Origin of the sequence: Agriterribacter humi, from assembly GCF_009192765.1 — a bacterium.
GTDB lineage: Bacteria > Bacteroidota > Bacteroidia > Chitinophagales > Chitinophagaceae > Agriterribacter > Agriterribacter humi.
Map to the genome: position 1 here is coordinate 1 of NZ_VOHQ01000019.1, position 16,552 is coordinate 16,552.

21 protein-coding genes and 1 tRNA gene are annotated in these 16,552 nt (G+C 40.7%); 7 read left to right on the plus strand and 15 right to left on the minus strand.

The annotated features are described in order from the left end of the window. The first annotated feature begins 105 nt into the window (after positions 1-105). The 6 genes from FRX45_RS21580 (at position 106) to FRX45_RS21605 (ending at position 5,191) form a co-directional block, all read left to right on the plus strand. Positions 106-179: transfer RNA gene (locus FRX45_RS21580), tRNA-Arg, on the plus strand. A gap of 150 nt (positions 180-329) precedes the next feature. Next, complete coding sequence (locus FRX45_RS21585; protein WP_152270569.1) at positions 330-1,151, plus strand: ABC transporter permease; 822 nt, start codon at positions 330-332, stop codon at positions 1,149-1,151. A 3-nt stretch (positions 1,152-1,154) separates the two neighbouring features. Then, entirely contained in the window at positions 1,155-2,408 is a 1,254-nt protein-coding gene (locus FRX45_RS21590) for an ABC transporter ATP-binding protein (protein ID WP_152270570.1), read from the plus strand. A gap of 1 nt (position 2,409) precedes the next feature. Continuing rightward, positions 2,410-3,231 (plus strand): class I SAM-dependent methyltransferase, encoded by an 822-nt coding sequence (locus FRX45_RS21595; RefSeq protein WP_152270571.1) that lies wholly within the window; start codon positions 2,410-2,412, stop codon positions 3,229-3,231. A gap of 12 nt (positions 3,232-3,243) precedes the next feature. Next, entirely contained in the window at positions 3,244-4,218 is a 975-nt protein-coding gene (locus tag FRX45_RS21600) for a glycosyltransferase family 2 protein (RefSeq protein WP_152270572.1), read from the plus strand. Between the two features lie 19 nt (positions 4,219-4,237). Then, positions 4,238-5,191 (plus strand): glycosyltransferase family protein, encoded by a 954-nt coding sequence (locus tag FRX45_RS21605; protein WP_152270573.1) that lies wholly within the window; start codon positions 4,238-4,240, stop codon positions 5,189-5,191. A gap of 72 nt (positions 5,192-5,263) precedes the next feature. On the opposite strand, the gene FRX45_RS21610 is transcribed toward FRX45_RS21605, so the two are convergent. Next, a complete protein-coding gene (locus tag FRX45_RS21610; protein WP_152270574.1) occupies positions 5,264-6,205 on the minus strand; it encodes a DNA-3-methyladenine glycosylase family protein in 942 nt (313 codons plus the stop codon). A 20-nt stretch (positions 6,206-6,225) separates the two neighbouring features. Further along, the gene (locus FRX45_RS21615; RefSeq protein ID WP_152270575.1) at positions 6,226-6,519 is read right to left on the minus strand and encodes a polyhydroxyalkanoic acid system family protein; all 294 of its coding nucleotides are present in this window, start codon (positions 6,517-6,519) and stop codon (positions 6,226-6,228) included. 324 nt (positions 6,520-6,843) lie between these two features. Here FRX45_RS21615 and FRX45_RS21620 point away from each other — a divergent pair, with 324 nt between their 5' ends. Further along, complete coding sequence (locus FRX45_RS21620; protein ID WP_152270576.1) at positions 6,844-7,029, plus strand: hypothetical protein; 186 nt, start codon at positions 6,844-6,846, stop codon at positions 7,027-7,029. A 62-nt stretch (positions 7,030-7,091) separates the two neighbouring features. Here the strand turns inward: FRX45_RS21620 and FRX45_RS21625 are convergent, their stop codons facing one another. From FRX45_RS21625 to FRX45_RS21685, 13 genes are all read right to left on the minus strand, one after another. Then, positions 7,092-7,595: a hypothetical protein gene (locus FRX45_RS21625; RefSeq protein ID WP_152270577.1), complete on the minus strand. Its 504-nt coding sequence runs from the start codon at positions 7,593-7,595 to the stop codon at positions 7,092-7,094. A gap of 448 nt (positions 7,596-8,043) precedes the next feature. After that, complete coding sequence (locus tag FRX45_RS21630) at positions 8,044-8,652, minus strand: short chain dehydrogenase (RefSeq protein WP_152270578.1); 609 nt, start codon at positions 8,650-8,652, stop codon at positions 8,044-8,046. A 152-nt stretch (positions 8,653-8,804) separates the two neighbouring features. Next, positions 8,805-9,770, minus strand: coding sequence for an NAD(P)-dependent alcohol dehydrogenase (locus FRX45_RS21635; RefSeq protein WP_152270579.1), 966 nt, complete (start codon positions 9,768-9,770; stop codon positions 8,805-8,807). A gap of 60 nt (positions 9,771-9,830) precedes the next feature. Then, complete coding sequence (locus FRX45_RS21640) at positions 9,831-10,496, minus strand: porin family protein (protein ID WP_226805510.1); 666 nt, start codon at positions 10,494-10,496, stop codon at positions 9,831-9,833. Positions 10,497-10,600: 104 nt separating this feature from the next. Next, positions 10,601-11,509, minus strand: coding sequence for an NAD(P)/FAD-dependent oxidoreductase (locus FRX45_RS21645; RefSeq protein ID WP_152270580.1), 909 nt, complete (start codon positions 11,507-11,509; stop codon positions 10,601-10,603). Positions 11,510-11,557: 48 nt separating this feature from the next. Then, the gene (locus FRX45_RS21650) at positions 11,558-11,800 is read right to left on the minus strand and encodes a hypothetical protein (protein ID WP_152270581.1); all 243 of its coding nucleotides are present in this window, start codon (positions 11,798-11,800) and stop codon (positions 11,558-11,560) included. Positions 11,801-11,891: 91 nt separating this feature from the next. Continuing rightward, on the minus strand, positions 11,892-12,755 hold the full coding sequence (locus FRX45_RS21655; RefSeq protein ID WP_152270582.1) for a helix-turn-helix domain-containing protein: 864 nt from the start codon (positions 12,753-12,755) through the stop codon (positions 11,892-11,894). A gap of 21 nt (positions 12,756-12,776) precedes the next feature. Next, positions 12,777-13,361, minus strand: coding sequence for a DUF4256 domain-containing protein (locus tag FRX45_RS21660; protein ID WP_152270583.1), 585 nt, complete (start codon positions 13,359-13,361; stop codon positions 12,777-12,779). Positions 13,362-13,428: 67 nt separating this feature from the next. Beyond that, positions 13,429-13,914 (minus strand): glutathione peroxidase, encoded by a 486-nt coding sequence (locus FRX45_RS21665; RefSeq protein ID WP_152270584.1) that lies wholly within the window; start codon positions 13,912-13,914, stop codon positions 13,429-13,431. Positions 13,915-13,978: 64 nt separating this feature from the next. Next, the gene (locus FRX45_RS21670; protein ID WP_152270585.1) at positions 13,979-14,434 is read right to left on the minus strand and encodes an SRPBCC domain-containing protein; all 456 of its coding nucleotides are present in this window, start codon (positions 14,432-14,434) and stop codon (positions 13,979-13,981) included. Positions 14,435-14,482: 48 nt separating this feature from the next. Continuing rightward, a complete protein-coding gene (locus FRX45_RS21675; RefSeq protein ID WP_152270586.1) occupies positions 14,483-14,980 on the minus strand; it encodes an SRPBCC family protein in 498 nt (165 codons plus the stop codon). A gap of 66 nt (positions 14,981-15,046) precedes the next feature. Next, entirely contained in the window at positions 15,047-15,652 is a 606-nt protein-coding gene (locus FRX45_RS21680) for a YdeI/OmpD-associated family protein (RefSeq protein WP_152270587.1), read from the minus strand. Next, positions 15,649-16,542, minus strand: a complete 894-nt coding sequence (locus FRX45_RS21685) for an alpha/beta fold hydrolase (protein WP_152270588.1) — start codon at positions 16,540-16,542, stop codon at positions 15,649-15,651. Before FRX45_RS21685 ends, FRX45_RS21680 begins: the two co-directional genes overlap by 4 nt. Between the last annotated feature and the right edge of the window lie 10 nt (positions 16,543-16,552).

Here is a 16,552-nt window from a genome sequence, read left to right on the forward strand (position 1 = left end):
CCTGGGAATTTTGCTTTTTTGAATCGTTTGATACAAGATTAGAAGCCCGGAAAAGAGAAATCTATCTCAAATCCGGTATTGGCAAAGAATATATTAAACAGTATTGGTCCGGTAGCTCAGTTGGATAGAGCATCAGCCTTCTAAGCTGAGGGTCATTGGTTCGAATCCAATCCGGATCACAAAAGTCACTCCAAAGGGTGGCTTTTTTATGTTGCTACTACCTGAACCGAACCAATGTGTTGTTATTTTCCAGCGCACCGCAGGTATTTTATATGATTATGGCAATCAAAGGCTAATATTGTGCTATTTAAAACAATTGCACACTTTTAATGGGCGAAGCCGAAATTACAATAACATCCCGGGGACCAGTTTCCTTTACATTTTCCGAGTTGTGGAAAAACAGGGAACTCCTGTATTTTTTAGCGTGGAGGGATGTTAAGGTAAAGTACAAGCAAACCTATCTTGGCGTTTTATGGGTAATATTGCAACCGCTGCTGCTGATGGCCATTTTCTATATCATATTTTTCAGAACATTGAATATTGCCGTAGGGATGTCATACCCGGTGTATGCTTCCGGGGGATTGATTTTATGGGGATTGCTTTCTTCGGGTATCAATAACAGCAGTGAAAGTATGTTGGGAAGCGCGCAAATGATCCGGAAAATTTATTTTCCGCGCATTCTTATCCCAATGGCATCTGTGTTAACAGCCTTACTGGATTTTTTTATTGCTTTCCTGGTTTTTATTGTTTTGCTCTTTATTTTCCGGCAACCTGTGAGCTGGCATATATTGTATTGTTTTCCATTAGCCGTAACGTTAACCACCATTTCATCGTTGGGTTTAGGAGCATTGCTGGCTGCCCTGAATGTGAAATACAGGGATTTCCGTTATTTGCTTCCCTTTGGTATGCAGCTCATTTTTTTTAGTTCACAAATTGTATATTCATTGCATGCCCTGCAAAAAGACTGGATCAAATTATTATTGTTTTGCAACCCGCTCAACGGGGCTTTGGAACTTTTTTCTTACCCGCTGAGGAATGAACAAATGAATGTTGCCGGCATTTTGATCAGCAGTGGCATGGCAATTCTTTTTTTACTTGCCGGCTTATTGTACTTTAAGCGTACTGAAGTATATTTTGCAGACGTTATTTAATATATGAAACCACGGATTGAAATAAATCACCTGGGTAAAAAATACCGCATCAAAAAGGCCGCGCCCTATCTTTCTCTTCGCGATACCATAAGCGATTCCATCCGGAGTGTCTTTATTAAAGAGGCAAACCATACTAAAGATTTTTGGGCATTGCAAGATATTAATATCAAGGTAGAAGCCGGTGAACGGATTGGTATAATTGGAAGGAATGGCGCCGGTAAAAGCACTTTGCTTAAAATACTCAGCCGGGTAACCTGGCCAACTACCGGTGAAGTCATTATAAGGGGACGTTTATCCAGCCTGCTTGAAGTGGGTACAGGCTTTCATCCGGAGCTCAGCGGTCGCGAAAATATTTATCTTAATGGTTCGATATTGGGCTTGAAAAGGAAGGAAATTGAACGCCAGTTTGATGCGATTGTTGACTTCAGCGGTGTTGAAACATTCCTGGAAACGCCTTTAAAACATTACAGCAGCGGGATGCAGCTAAGATTGGCTTTTGCTGTGGCCGCCCACCTGGAACCGGAAATTTTGATCATAGATGAAGTGCTGGCGGTAGGTGACCTGGAATTCCAGAAGAAATGTATTGGTAAAATGGAAGAGGTAAGCAAACAACAGGGAAGAACGATTTTGTTTGTGAGCCATAATTTAAACTACATTTCAGCGCTATGTAACAAAGCCGTTTTACTCCAGGATGGAAAGTTAGCAGAAACTGGAACGACTCACGAAATAGTGAGCAGTTATATTAGTCAGATAACAAACCGTACCGCCCAGTATATTTATGCGGAAACAGATCGTCCGGGAAATGATACTGTAAGGCTTGATTCCTTAAAAATTATTGACTCGTTGTTTAACGCCAGGTCCAATTTTAAGGTAACTGAAAAAATTGGGATTGAAATGAAATACGAAGTATTTGATCATGGCAGGATCTTGTGGCTGGGCCATAATATTCATAATCAAACCGGCGCACACGTATTTGACACCCATAGTGTGAACTCGTCTTACTACAATCAGCCACATACCCTGGGAAAGTATACGTCGGTTGTATGGATTCCTGCTAACCTGCTGAATACAGGTAGTTATTATATTAGCAGCGCTATATTCAATCACCGGGAAAAGATCATTCATTTTCATGAAAAAGATGCCCTTTTATTCAATGTGCATGAAGCTGTTGATGAGGTTACAGCAAAAGGAATGAATAGTGAAGATATTCCGGGAATTATCAGGCCTTTGCTCAACTGGTCAATTAATAAAGTGTAATATGAAGAAAAGATGGACAGGAGAACGACTCGAAACATTTATATATAACGAATGTACCGTTGAGCATTTACACCGGTATGCCATTGCAAAGGATATGGTGAAAAATAAAACCGTTCTGGACATTGCCTGTGGGGAGGGTTATGGTGCTAATCTTCTTGCTGATTCCGCCAGGTTTGTAACAGGTGTGGATATTGATAGCCATACAATAAGTAAAGCCGCTAATAAATACCGCAAACCCAATTTGAAATTCATAGAAGGGCAGGTTGAGCATATTCCGTTTCCTGACCATGTTTTTGATATTGTTGTAAGTTTCGAAACACTTGAACATACCAATGAACATACAAGAATGATGCAAGAGATTAAGCGAGTGTTGAAACCCGATGGAATAACAATCATTTCTACTCCTGAAAAAAAAGGATATAGCGATGCAACAGGCTATGTAAATCCTTTTCATGTAAAGGAGTTATATGAGCACGAATTTACCGGACTAATCAGGCAGTTTTTCTCCTGTAATTATTTCTTGCGCCAAAATACAAGTTTAACTTCTCTGGCTTTGCTTAATTCCGGAAAAGGAATGAAGATTTATGAAGGTAATTATGAGACCATTACAGATGCAGTTAATATACCCACTCTTTACCTGATCGCTATAGCTTCCGATAAAGCTTTTGAGCAACCGGCTTCGAGCCTGTTTATGGCCAATTTAATATTTCACACTGCATTGGCAGAACAGGAAAAGCTGTTAAAAAGAACTTTTACTTATCAGGCAGGACATATTATTCTTCTGCCGCTCAAGCTACTGCGGAATTTTTTAAAACATTTATAGTATTCAAATTGTATGATTAACTTTTCCGTAATCATTCCTAATTATAATCATGCTCCATTTCTTAAGCAAAGAATTGATTCTGTATTAGAACAGGCGTATTCAAACTTTGAAGTGATCATTATTGATGATGCTTCTACAGATAACAGTTTGGAAATAATTGAAAGCTACAAAGCGAATAATAAAATACCACACATCATTTATAACGAAAAGAATAGCGGATCACCATTTAAACCATGGAGCCAGGGCATAGCATTGGCTAAATATAGTTGGATATGGATTGGAGAAAGCGATGACTTTGCTGATCCGATGTTCCTGAAGGAAGCAGCAGACGCTATTATGAAATATCCTTCCATCGGAATATTTTATTGCGATTGCTATACGGTTGATGATAAAAGCATTGCAGCCCGGGAAAGATACTCTGAAAGAAAAAATAAAATATTCAATACAAAAAAATGGAGCGAATCTTATTATAAAAATGGTGTTGAGGAACTGAATGAGTGTTTAAAATTTGATTCCACTATAAATAATGTAAGCAGCGTGGTTTTTAAAAAACATCTTCTTGTAACGCAAATTGAAATGTTGAATAAATTTTACCTGTATGGAGATTTGTTCTTTTTTTTGAATGCAAGTTTTTCCACAAACATTTATTATTGCAACAAACCTTTAAATTATTATAGGATACATCCCGGAAGCCACCTGCATCTTAATACATCAATAATCACTTCAAGAAGCGAATATTTCCGCATTCTGAAAGTACTTTATTACAATAAAATGGTAACAGATAAAACACATTTGCTGGATCATTTTGCATATAATTATTTAAGTTTTGGAATAATTGAAGATGGCCTGCGAAAAGGATTAACCATTATCCGTTTTTATTTCAAACATAGCCCATTGCTGGCATGGAAAATAACAATCAGGATAATATATATTAAATTGTTCCGGATAAAAAGAGCTTTCCGGAAGCCCGTAAATAATATAGTTTAAATATTTAACCCGCAATGAATTGAATACATTCTGCACCATAATTACGGCCAATTATTTCCCTCATGCATTGGCTTTATATAAGTCATTAAAAAAATTTGATCGGGAAATATCCTTATATGTTCTGGTGGCCGATCGTGAGCCGTTAACAGAAGAACATACAGAAGCCGGTATGAAAATATTGAGGGCGTATGCTCTTGAGCAATACCCGCTGGTGGAGGAGCTATACAACAAATATGCGCATATTAGAATGGATTTTTTCAGATGGTCATTGAAATCCGTATTAATGAGCTATCTCCTGGAAAAGGGTTTTGAAAAAGTGTTGTTTGTTGATTGTGATATTTTTTTCTTTAATGATTACCATTTCCTTTTTGATGCATTGGATCAATCCGATGTTATCTTAACACCCCATTGGTATAATTCAAATCCCGTTACAAATGAAAGTGGATTCATTCAGCTTTTAAACTCCGGTTTTTTTAATGCGGGGTTTATTGGCAGTAACAAAAAGGGATTGGCTGCTTTGCGATGGTGGGCAAACGTTTGCCATTACCGGATGGATGAAAGGATGGAATCAGGTATGTATGTTGATCAGCGCTACCTTGATCTTTTACCACTTTTGTTTGAAAATGTAAAAATATTATCCCACAAAGGATGTAACCTGGGAGCAGGAAATTATGAAGAGTGTAAAAGGATATTGGTTGGAAATACCCTACTGATTGACGGCAGGTATCCTGTTGTTTTTGTCCATTTTTACAAATCGCTCATAGAACAGATCCTGAAAGGATATGATCCTTTGCTGGTTCCGCATTTCAATAAATATAAAGCCGTGTTTGAAGAATCCGGAGTGCCCTTCCGGCATTTTATGGGAAGCCTTGCAAAACAGCTTCAACCACCGGTGATGATAAAGCTTAAATGGAAATTGAGAATAAGAACCCGTATTAAAGGATTATTATACAGCCTGGCACATAAGCTTTAAATATATAAGAGCGTAAAGCCAAATGAGCGGATAAAAGATATATCGCAATAAATTTGAATGATCATTTTTGCACTAAACTGTTTGCCTGACTGTAGTATCCAGGATCTTCTCTTTTTCTGTAGGAGCAAGACTTCGCCAGAGATAAAATACAAGATAGCTTTCCCACCCGGGAAATTTTTTGAAAAATGTATTCATCTCTTTGCTATCGCTTTTTTCCCTGATGATGTTATGATTCATCAGCGCATTGAGTAGCCCCGCATCGCCGTAAGGAATGCAGGATGGTTCTTTAAGACTTTTCATCAGCGCATAGTTGGCAGTCCATATCCCTATTCCCCTGATATTCGTTAAAGCTTTTTGCCTGGAAATGAAGTCGGATAAACCGGCAAGTTGTTGCTTACTGATTTCACCGCGCACAAATGCATCGGCTAACCCTATTATGTATTCTGCGTTTCTGCGGGAAAATTGCATTTCGCAAAGATCGTCCGGATTAAGCTTGGCTACCGTTTCGCAGGAAGGGAAAATATGGTATAACACATCATCATGCAGAATGGAGGAACCATATTTCTCTACGAAACGTCTTTTAACCCGGTAAGCAAAAGGGAGGTTTATTTGCTGACCAATAATGGACCAGGCAAGCGCTTCAAAAAGATCGGGAATCCCAATCAGCCGAAGTCCTTTAAATGCTTCGGGCATATAAGCCAGCGATTTGTGCCTGATTAATAATTTATAAAACGCAGCAATGTCTTCGTCAGGATTGAACCATTCCGTAATATAGTTCCTGATAAAGGGTTCGGTTTGGTCATTTATTTCGCCCCTGAGCACCTGTACCCGGAGATGCTGCCGGCTCATGGATATTTCCAGCAAAACAGGCAACTGATCAATCAGCAGGACTTTACGAACTGAACCAGTGTATACCGTGTGCATACAATCATCAAAATTGCGGTTCAAAAACCACAGGCATTCATTAAAGCTGAAGTTATCATTAACGGGTATTTGCAGATCAACATGCGTCATGCAATAAAACTGATTTGTTTTTATGCCAATACTTCTTTTGCCTGCGCTTCAATTAAGGAACGGATCTGATTTTTATATAAGCCGGCAATAAAAGGTATGGTAAGGTCAATTTCTACCAGGTTTTCCTTTACAGCTATGCTGCCGGATGTAGAAAACGGACCCATAGCCAGGCTAAATGTTCCTGTATCTTCCAACCAGTTTTCCTGCACATTATTTATTTTATCTGCATACTTTTCTTTAAGGTTTTGAAGCAGGTTTTTGATCCTGTCCTGCGCCTCCTCTTTGGTATGTTGATGTGGAATTTCAATTTTCATGGTTCACGATTGTTTCACAAAAAAAGCAAATGTATGACAATGTTTTTCCATTGCTCTTCATAAAGGTATTTCAAATTGTTGTGTTTCGTGACACACAAACCACGGCGGGGTGTTTCACCAGCCGGCAACCATTATAATGCAGAAAATGCCGCCGATACGCAGATTGATCTGCGCGTCTGCGGCTTAAAAATAAAGGATACAGCAGGTAAATATTTACTCTAATATTAATTCACTATATTTAAATAATATTTTAATTATAAAAAAATAGTATTAATAATTTTGTTTATTATTATTTTTATTATTATTTTACATTTATTTTATAAAATGAAAAAGAAAAGGAAAGCGGGGGGAGGGAGAAAGAAATTACCGCCTGAATTGGTCAAGCAGGCTGTTACGCTGTTTGTGGAGGCGAAATATGTAGCAGCGGCAGGAGGCATTGAAGCATTAAAGGAATATCTGTATAAAAAATCCATATCTCTGAAACCACCAGATAGTAATTCCCCGTCCTAAACCCCGATGCCTTTTCGGGGTTTTCTTTTTTAGAGATCAGGTAGAAATTGCGTTTGCAAGGCTTATGCTACTTTTTTTTCAGGGTAGTCGGAGATTAGATCCTTTTGCCAGAGTTGCGAAGAGTATACCGCGTTGTTGGGGTTGATGCTCTTGCCCTGCAAGTGCCTTTTAGCTAAAACAGTACGCCCGCAGTGGTTGGTATTCATTAAAAAAACCTGGTTAGGCATATTCGCAGGACCACCCAGACCAAGTACCAGGAAATGAGCCGCCTTTTTGTTTGTTATACCTGTCGCAGATTGAAAGCTGTTAGCTATAAACCCCAGCCGGAATATACATTCGGCAGAAAATTCAAATCCTGTTGCCAGATCTTGAAAAGTAAAAACCGGGCGCGGATGATTCACGGAGCGATGGATCAATGCAAATTTTTCTTTTGGAAAAAGCGTGCTGCACACATATGCTTCGAAAACTTCTGCTTTACAATACACACCAGGGATGATACAACTATCCAGTAATACCGGGGGAATAACTGTTACCATAGGATTGAGGGGTTGGGAGCATATAACCATTTTTACATCCGTGTTATTGCCGGTTCAGCAACCGTTCGCTAAATTTTATCATGCGGTAAAGAAGAAGTAAGAATGCTATAAGCAGATAAGAGGCGGCTTGCAGATGAAATCAAAAGCAGGAAAATGAGGTAAGCTGCAACATAGCCCTGTCACCATTCCACATTACTATTACCCGGTACCTCAAAGACACAGATTTAAAATTCGATAATTTCAACTCTGCTAGAGAAGCCGTTCGTAAACATTTAGGACTAAACAAACTTGTATTACAAGTTGTGGTTTAAATGAGAAAGGCCAGTTAACGCTCCGGTATTTTGATAGTTATGTTACAAACGGCGCCGAATATTGCACAGATGCTGAATTGAGTTTAGTATCCGGCGAAATTAAGTCAGGGCAATTATAGTGTATTTCAAATTAATGTTGTAGTTCAGCTATCTCAAACCGCCAATGCTTAACCAGGAAAATAGTGTGGTTTGATTATTTGTCCGGTATTCGCGCCAAACACACTCTTAGTGAACCCGTATTCTAATTGCTTCATGGTTACCGGCATTTCACCCGGAAAAAATGGGAAATATTTGGGAGAATTTTCAATAACAGTGGGACTAACTGCATTAATACGGATGCCATGCTCTAACTCAATGGCTGCCGCCCTCACAAATCCTTCAACTGCTGCATTTGTCGCAGATGCATTGGCAAAGTTCTTCTGGGGCTCATGACTTAATGCTCCCGTGATCAGTGTGAACGAACCTTTGGGATTAATGTAATGCTGACCAATCAGCACCAGGTTGATCTGCCCCATCATTTTGCCTTCCACACCATGCCGGAACTCCTTATCCGTTAAGCTTTTCCAGGGCCCAACATATGTTGGGCCGGCCGTGCAGATCAATGCATCAAAAGCACCAACTTGCCTGTACATATTTTCTATTGCCTCAGGTGAAGTAATATCCACCTGGACGTCCCTGCTGTTGCGGTCTGCCCTGACAACTTCATGCTCCTTTTCAAAAATATTGGACAAATAAGTGCCCATGGTGCCGGAAGCACCCACAATGATAATCTTCATACTTATTGATTGATTAATAATTAATGATGTACAAAATTAGATATTGTGATAAGGTTCCGGGTTGGACGATATTTCAGTTCTATTGCATTTTTCTGAAATGATCGTTTTTAAAATGGAATGAATGTTATGTATCCTTTTTTAAACAGATATTATTACAATGCGCCGTCAACATTTTCCCAAACCATTGCTACTTTTCCCATAGTGCGCATGGCTTCAATATGTTGTATGGCTTTCGGAATTTCTTTATAAGAATAGGTCTTCTCAATGCGAACTTTAACCTGCCCGCTTTGAACTAATAATGCCAAAGTCTCCAGATCCCCGGTGTTTGCTTCGGCAGTAAACTGAGCTAACGGAAATTTACCGGTAGCCTTCTTTAAGATTAAAGAAATCATATGACCCATCGTTGTGAAGCCAACCATCACGCCGCGTTGTCCCATGCGTTTGTAATCTTTATAATCAAGATTTCCGTTGGTATCTATGATAAGGTTGTATTTGCCTGTATGTTGATGAATATTCTCTTTATCGTATGCAACAACATGATCAGCGCCTAATGATCTTACAAACGCAACATTTTTATCGGAACAAACTGCGGTTACCGTAGCGCCATAGGCTTTTGCAATCTGCACAGCGAAATGGCCTACTCCGCCGGAAGCACCATTGATTAAAACCGTTTCTCCTGCTTTTAGTTTACCGTGCGTAATCAATGCCTGCAAGGCTGTTATGCCGGCTACCGGCACGCACGCCATTTCAGAGAAACCTGTTCCTTCCGGCATGATGGCGCAAACATTCGCCGGAACGCTTGTGTACGCTGCAAAAGCTCCACCTTCAAGTGTTTCTCCAAATACATGGTCTCCCGCCTTGAGATGCGATACATTATTCCCGGCTTGTTCAACAATGCCTGCAAAATCAGCTCCTGGAATTTTATCTTTCGGATGGAGCAACCCTAAAGTGAAACGTGCAAAAAATGGTTTTCCCCTAAGAATATGCCAGTCGGCAGGATTGGCCGAATTGGCTTCTACTTTAATGAGGACCTGACCATCTTTTACAGTTGGCTTTTCTACCTCTTCCAAACGAAGTACGTCCGGACCTCCATATTTTGTTCTTGTAAAAGCTTTCATTTCAATTGGGTTAATATTGTTCGAGGTGAGCTGCCGGGGTAACTTATCCCTGCTTTGTGCCTATGCCTTTCTGCCCAACTTTGAGGCAACCAAACTAATAATGAACATCCGGTTATACCGCTCTATATCCTTAGAGATGTTGATCAAACCATAGCCATAACGCACATCTAAGGTGAGTGTATTTTTTTTCATATTGAAATTATAACCGGCGCCTGCCTGTAACCCTACATCCCAACGTTTGAAGTCACCAGCCGTGTTTCCAAAAGAAACCTTTGTTGATGATGCAGGCATCGTTTCTGAGCCGCCAATTTTCATGCGGCCTCCAACAGCATAAGCAACGTAAGGACCTGCATTCAGATACAAATTTTTACGGTGCAAACGGGCTAAGACAGGTATCTCAACTGTGTAAAGCCGCACTGTTGATTTGTTTGCAGTAACCGGATTCTTTTCTTTAAGCGTGCCTCCTTTTATGGCAAAGTAAAGTTCAGGAACTACTGAAAACTTTGGCGTTATTCCAGCCTGGTATGATACCCCTGCCTGCAAACCCTTAAAGTTCTTTTTATACGGCTGCAAGTCACTGTTTGCTTTTCCATAGTTAAAATTAGTGGTCAGAGAATGAATTGAAATTCCGAACCGGCTCGTTTGTGATAATGAGGTGAACGAAAGTGAGATCAAAAGCAATAATGTTGCTATTGCTTTTTCTACTGTTTTAATTGGTAATTGCATAACTATTCTATTTTATTTATAAGTGATCAATGAATAATTGGTTCGTGACAAATATGAGGTACATGACACTATTATGTGCATTCATTTTATTATAGTTTATGTGATCAGAAACTTTCTTCGATCAACTCTTTGTTTATCATCAGTCCGGTTGTTGTACCCATTGAGACAGCATTTGCTACCGTACGCATTCTGGTAGTATTGTCTCCACAGGCATATACACCGTGAACCGTTGTTTTCTGTGCAGCATCTATTTTAAAGTAGCCCTCTGTCGTTAGCTCACAATTTAAGGATTGAGGAATGGTTGAATGTTGCATAAAAGGAAGTCGTGTATACAAGGCTTTCAGAGGTACTTTTTTCCCATCTTTCAAAACGATGTTTTGGATATAGCCATGCCGGTGTTCCAGTCGTTCAATTTCTGTTTCTATTATTTTGATGCTATGATTTATAAGTTTGTTTGTCTGCTGTTTGGTAAGCGTTGACTTTCCGTCCGTGTAAAGGGTTAAATCATTTGTCCAATTAGATATCAGGGATATTTGTTCAAACCCAATTTCACCATTTGCCAGGATACCTGTCTTTTGGTGTTTCACTTCATAGCCGTGGCAATAGGGGCAATGAAGCACACTAATTCCCCAGGATTCGGCAAAGCCAGGAATACCCGGCATGATATCTTTTATGCCTGTTGCAAACACCAGTTTTCCGGTTGTGAATGTTTCGCCGGTCTTTACCTGTATTTCAAAACCATTTTCGGTTTTGCTGCCAGCCGTCGCCAAGCCATTCAGAAAATCTACTGTTTTATACATCTGTACCTGCTGCCTGGCAAGGCCGGCAATTTCTTTCGGTGTTTTTCCATCGTTGGTCAGGAAATTGTGTGAATGAGGTGTTTGTATATTGCAGGGATTTCCGCTATCAATAATCAGCACTTTTCTTAGCGCCCTGCCCAATGCCATACCTGCGGCCATACCTGCATAGCTGCCTCCAACTATAATCACCTCATATTGATTGTCCTGTTTCATTTTTTATTTTACAATTACTAACTGCCGGCAGGGAAATAGCCAGTCCGTTTAATACTGTACCTGTTTGTTTTCTGATCTGCTCCCCTTTGAAAATTGATGCATCAACAAGTCAAGAAACGGCACTCCAATGAACATCATCCAGGGCACTAATGAAATAGTCAGGATAAATGTTCGCTGGTATAAAGGAAGCCTCGATAGCTGTTGTCCAAAGAGGAAAAGAAACAACGTGATGGAAGGGTAAATAACCATCCATATTTTCAGTGACATGAACAGTCTTGCTTTTGCTTTCATTTTGTTTACTTTTTGAGCGTGTATTTATTCGCTCACAAAAGTAGAATGTACAGGAAGGGTGTGGTAGGACAGTTATGAAGTTGAGGAGGACTTATTTAAAATTCTTACGAAATACCTCCGGAGAGTGTCCTGTATGCTTTTTAAAGAACCGGATGAAATAAGAAACATCTTCATAGCCCAGATGATCGGCCACGTCTTTGATTTGACTATGTGTAGCCAGCAAATATCTTTTCGCTTCTAGTATAATCTGTTCGTTGATCAGGTCCGATACCGTTTTTCCTACAGATGACTTTGTGACCGCATTTAACTGGTAAGGGGAAAGACTTAGCAGGTCGGCGTATTGAGAAACATTTTTCATGCGGCCTATATTGATTTCCAATAAACGGACCAGTTCTTCAAAACGATCCTGTGTATACCCGCTTTCTGTTTTGGCAATGCTTTTCGGGTTGCGGCTTTGCCTGGTGTACTCTATGAAGAAAAGGTCAAGATTGGCTTTTATAGCTTCTATGTAACCGTCATGCTTCGTGGTAAATTCATCAAAAACGTTTGCTAAAAATACATGCAGCTTCATGAACCTGCCTGCTTCTACTTCACAGTAATTTTTGCCCAACGCCTTTTTCCATCTTTGATCTGTGATGGTATGCTTCGGTTGATAAAAAGCCAGGTCAAACTCCATCAGGAAACCGGTGCTGGCTGCCGTCAGCCCGAGCCTGTGTACCTGGCCCGGGCGAAGAATAAAAACAGAGTTATCGTGTATTTCGTATTGTATAAAGTCTATTTCGTGCATGCCCGCTCCTTTGTGCAGGGCAAGAACAAAAAAGAAATCATGCTTATGACGGTCGTGCACCAGGTCTTTCCCGTTCAGCATTTGCTGAACACTACGTATACTGAACCGGGGGGCATTGCTTTGCTCTTTTGGGATAGTAGCTATATGTCTGATTGGAATGCTCTTCATTTCGGAATGAAATTACACTATTCAAACCCTTAACGCTCCACGGAACCCCCTGGCTGCATAATAAGAGTCTGCTCCATTGTGATATAGGAATACCGTATCATAGCGGCGATCACAAAAAAGGGCGCCACCGAGTTTCCTGATAGGAGCAGGGGTTACAATCCAGCTCGATGTTTTCAAATCAAATTCGCCAAGTTGCTGCAGCGCACGGTATTGTTCTTCCGTTAATAATTCAATACCCATTTCAGCGGCCATATTCATCGCGCTGTCCTTAGGCTTATGTTCTTTTCTTGATTCCAGCGCTTCATGATCATAACAAATACTCCTGCGGCCTTTGGGCGTTTCCGCCGAGCAATCATAAAAAATATATTCACCCGTTTTTCCCGCCTGCCGGCGAGGCAGGTTATCAAAATCCACTACATCCGGTTCACCGCCGGTTGTTTCCATTTCATCGAGTGACCACAATTTTGCCGGACTTTTTTCCAGCTTTGCCTGTACATCGTTCCAATCAATGCCTTTATGGCGGTTCTTGTTTTTTTCAAAACGGGCTTTTAATGTTTTGAGAAGATCTTCCGTTTGTTTTGGCGACAAGTTTTTTTTACTGCTCATGTTGCTGGTATTTTATATTTACAGTTTCACGCAGCGTTTGCGGCGAGGCAAAGACGCAGCGTTATGATTATCTTTTAAGCAAGGCAACAATATCCTGTTCCAAACTTACAGGTGTTTTTGTTGGTGCATACCTCTTATAAGGATTACCCTCGCGATCCACCAGAAACTTTGTAAAATTCCATTTGATCCTGCTTCCGAAAAATCCACCGAGTTTGCTTTTCAGGTATTTAAATACGGGGTGTGTGTTTTTCCCGTTAACATCGCATTTTTCTGTAAGTGGAAAAGTAACACCATGATTGATTTTGCACACCTGTTCAATGGTTTCATTGGTTTCCGGTTCCTGTCCGGCAAATTGATTGCATGGAAAACCGAGTACAATAAGCCCCTGGTCTCTGTATTGCTGGTGCAAAGCTTCCAACCCTTCAAACTGTGGTGCAAGACCACATTGGGTTGCCGTATTAACAATCAGCACTACTTTTCCCCTGAGATCGCTAAAAGAAATATTTTTTCCATGAGGCGTTTTTATTTCCAGTTGATAAAATCGTTCATTCATATATACAAATATAATGGCTATAAGGGTCAGGTAAGTGAAAAGCAATAACAACCGGCGGCACATCTCATTTCAAAAAATGGTCATTGCCTTCTTTCAAATAAGCTTCCAGCTTTTCTACATTCTGTTGTAATCCTTCGTCGGCTTTAAACACTTTCACTACCGTATTAAACAACTCAACGGTTTCAAACAGCATATTCCAGTTAAGCAGCGTTTCCTCACCCCGGGGCGTAAAAACAATAGTGGCTGCGTAATGCGGATTGTAATGCTGAAATATGATCTTCTCTTTCGGTATGATTTCAATAAACATACTTTTGTTGAGATACCGCTTCCCGTCTGCACCGGTCATAGTCAAACGCCATTCACCACCCGGCTTCACATCCATAGTATGAATGGTACTGGTAAATCCTTTAGGCCCCCACCATTGGGCAATATCATCGGGGTTGGTCCATGCTTTCCATACCGGATCAATGGTTACAGGCAATAACTTTTTGACGGCTATTGATCTGTTGGCTTCTTCCATTTTAAAAAAAAGTTTACGTGAATTCGATGGGGTAGGGCATATCTTTCATTAAGTACCATAATGCTGTTGAGGCCAGGGGCGCCCGTTACCGGTTTCACCATATAACTTCAGGCTTCTTAAAAATTGCCCCCAGGTGTAGTTGCATTCAGCAAACATAGGGGTGTAATCCTTCCAATTGCTGTGGCGAAAAACCAGTAGCGTTGCATTTCGGTTTACCTGCTGCTCCACTTGGCCTTTCACTTCAGGATGATCGTTCAGCAGGGTTTCTTTATCGCCGGATTGCAGATCAAAAGATATATCGGTGCCTATCCACTCACTTGCGCCTTGCCGGCACACCCATTTCACTTGTTGGAAAGGTTTTAGTTCCACTATTTTCATCTCTTTGAAATAATCAGGCCCAAAACCAAAACGGGCGATACTACCGGGCTCTGCTGTTGCTGTGGTATCCGGCGTCCACCATGCCGATAACCCTTCCTGGCTGGTAATGGCGTGATATATGTTTTCGGCCGGAGCGCCGATAATGACTTCATGATATATTTGTGGCATGCTAAAATGATTGAAGGTGTAAAATAGCAAATCACTTTCACCTGTGAACACTCATATGAATTGCTATTAATCTTCCAGACCCAGTCCATCCAAAATTTTCGGGATATATTTCTCTACTCTCGCCTCCCGGGTTTTGGATTGTTTGGCCTGACCAAAATAAAAAATATAGGCTCTTTGCCGTCCTGGTGTTAATGCCTCAAACGCTTTTTTAAGGGCCGGCTTTTTGTTGAGCCGGGCTTGAAACTCTTCGGGTATGCTGTAGTCGGAAGTTTTTTTGAGCTTCACTTTCAGCCCTGATTTTTCTACTTCAATGGCTTCATAAATATAGGCTTTCAGGATATTTTTTTGCTGAACGATCTCCTTCACATTCGTAAAGCGGATCTGCCGCACCGATTGCACATTTTTGGTTTGCTGAATTAAAATGCCATTGGGATCCTGCAGCAAAGCACCCTTGAAAAACAGGAAGGCGCAGTATTCTTTGAATACATGTATTAAAACGATATTGGCACCGTTATCCACCCGCCCGGTTGACCCGGTCGGGCAGGTGTAACAGGGGCAGCCCCATTTCAATGTTTCTTCCAGTCCGCAATCGAGGGCGATGGTTCTCATCTGCCTGATCTCTTTCTGCCATTGTTCGTTTTTGTCGAAGTACCAGTCTACTTTGGGATTCATTGTATTTGTTTATCTAAAAAAGTTTCAATCATCGGAACAATAAACACGGTGTCGCTTTTGTCATTGTGCAAGGTCGCTGCTTCCGCTATATATTCTCCGTGTATGCCGGGCAAAATGGCCAGTTCCGAATGCGCAATTAAACGATGCATTTCAACAGCGCATTCAGGCGGCATAACGTCAGCGTCGCCGGATATTATGAGCGTTGGAACCTTTATTGATTTCAGTTGCTCATCTGTCCAGCCTTTAAATGTCTTCATTCTATCCCTGTCTCTCTCAAACATTATTTGCAGCTTTGCAGTGTCGGGGTTTACTTTTAAAAACGCCTCGTGCAATGGCTGCGGCATGGTCTCCAGTGTGACATTTTCGAAACCGTCAAAAAATCCGGGGAAAAAGCAATTTCTTTTGTATGGGGAAGAAGCCAGTATCAGTTTTTTCACTATTCCGGCATGACGAAGATATATTTCAATAGCAGTGTGCCCGCCATTGCTGAATCCAAAAAAATAAGCTTTGCTGATACCTATGTTTTTCAGCAAAGCGGCAACATCATCCGCATCCTGTTCAAAAGTTTCCGGGCTGTCTCTGAAACCGGAACGTCCATGATTTTGCAGCTCAACTGCTATAACTTTATACGATGCGGCAAGCTGCGGAATCACCCGCTCAAAAGTGGATTGTATAGTAGAGCCACCGCCATGCAATAATACAAGTGGTTCGCCTGCTCCGTACATTTCGTAATACATTTTAATTCCGTTTACAGCGGAATAACCGCTTTTAAATGCAATGCCTCCTTTTTTTTCCGGATCCATATTGTTATTAGATTGAATGGTTTGATTGTTGTTGCACGCGGCTATTGCCAACAGTGAAACGACAATAATAATGCGTATTTTTTTCATTATTCCTCTG

Bases quoted from the DNA above. Each gene is read 5' to 3' on its own strand.
- FRX45_RS21665 (WP_152270584.1), bottom strand. From the start codon at position 13,914: ATGAATGAACGATTTTATCAACTGGAAATAAAAACGCCTCATGGAAAA.
- FRX45_RS21645 (WP_152270580.1), bottom strand. From the start codon at position 11,509: ATGAAACAGGACAATCAATATGAGGTGATTATAGTTGGAGGCAGCTAT.
- FRX45_RS21670 (WP_152270585.1), bottom strand. From the start codon at position 14,434: ATGGAAGAAGCCAACAGATCAATAGCCGTCAAAAAGTTATTGCCTGTA.
- FRX45_RS21635 (WP_152270579.1), bottom strand. From the start codon at position 9,770: ATGAAAGCTTTTACAAGAACAAAATATGGAGGTCCGGACGTACTTCGT.
- FRX45_RS21590 (WP_152270570.1), top strand. From the start codon at position 1,155: ATGAAACCACGGATTGAAATAAATCACCTGGGTAAAAAATACCGCATC.
- FRX45_RS21630 (WP_152270578.1), bottom strand. From the start codon at position 8,652: ATGAAGATTATCATTGTGGGTGCTTCCGGCACCATGGGCACTTATTTG.
- FRX45_RS21660 (WP_152270583.1), bottom strand. From the start codon at position 13,361: ATGAGCAGTAAAAAAAACTTGTCGCCAAAACAAACGGAAGATCTTCTC.
- FRX45_RS21595 (WP_152270571.1), top strand. From the start codon at position 2,410: ATGAAGAAAAGATGGACAGGAGAACGACTCGAAACATTTATATATAAC.
- FRX45_RS21675 (WP_152270586.1), bottom strand. From the start codon at position 14,980: ATGCCACAAATATATCATGAAGTCATTATCGGCGCTCCGGCCGAAAAC.
- FRX45_RS21585 (WP_152270569.1), top strand. From the start codon at position 330: ATGGGCGAAGCCGAAATTACAATAACATCCCGGGGACCAGTTTCCTTT.
- FRX45_RS21625 (WP_152270577.1), bottom strand. From the start codon at position 7,595: ATGGTTATATGCTCCCAACCCCTCAATCCTATGGTAACAGTTATTCCC.
- FRX45_RS21680 (WP_152270587.1), bottom strand. From the start codon at position 15,652: ATGAATCCCAAAGTAGACTGGTACTTCGACAAAAACGAACAATGGCAG.
- FRX45_RS21655 (WP_152270582.1), bottom strand. From the start codon at position 12,755: ATGAAGAGCATTCCAATCAGACATATAGCTACTATCCCAAAAGAGCAA.
- FRX45_RS21610 (WP_152270574.1), bottom strand. From the start codon at position 6,205: ATGACGCATGTTGATCTGCAAATACCCGTTAATGATAACTTCAGCTTT.
- FRX45_RS21650 (WP_152270581.1), bottom strand. From the start codon at position 11,800: ATGAAAGCAAAAGCAAGACTGTTCATGTCACTGAAAATATGGATGGTT.
- FRX45_RS21685 (WP_152270588.1), bottom strand. From the start codon at position 16,542: ATGAAAAAAATACGCATTATTATTGTCGTTTCACTGTTGGCAATAGCC.
- FRX45_RS21600 (WP_152270572.1), top strand. From the start codon at position 3,244: ATGATTAACTTTTCCGTAATCATTCCTAATTATAATCATGCTCCATTT.
- FRX45_RS21640 (WP_226805510.1), bottom strand. From the start codon at position 10,496: ATGCAATTACCAATTAAAACAGTAGAAAAAGCAATAGCAACATTATTG.
- FRX45_RS21620 (WP_152270576.1), top strand. From the start codon at position 6,844: ATGAAAAAGAAAAGGAAAGCGGGGGGAGGGAGAAAGAAATTACCGCCT.
- FRX45_RS21615 (WP_152270575.1), bottom strand. From the start codon at position 6,519: ATGAAAATTGAAATTCCACATCAACATACCAAAGAGGAGGCGCAGGAC.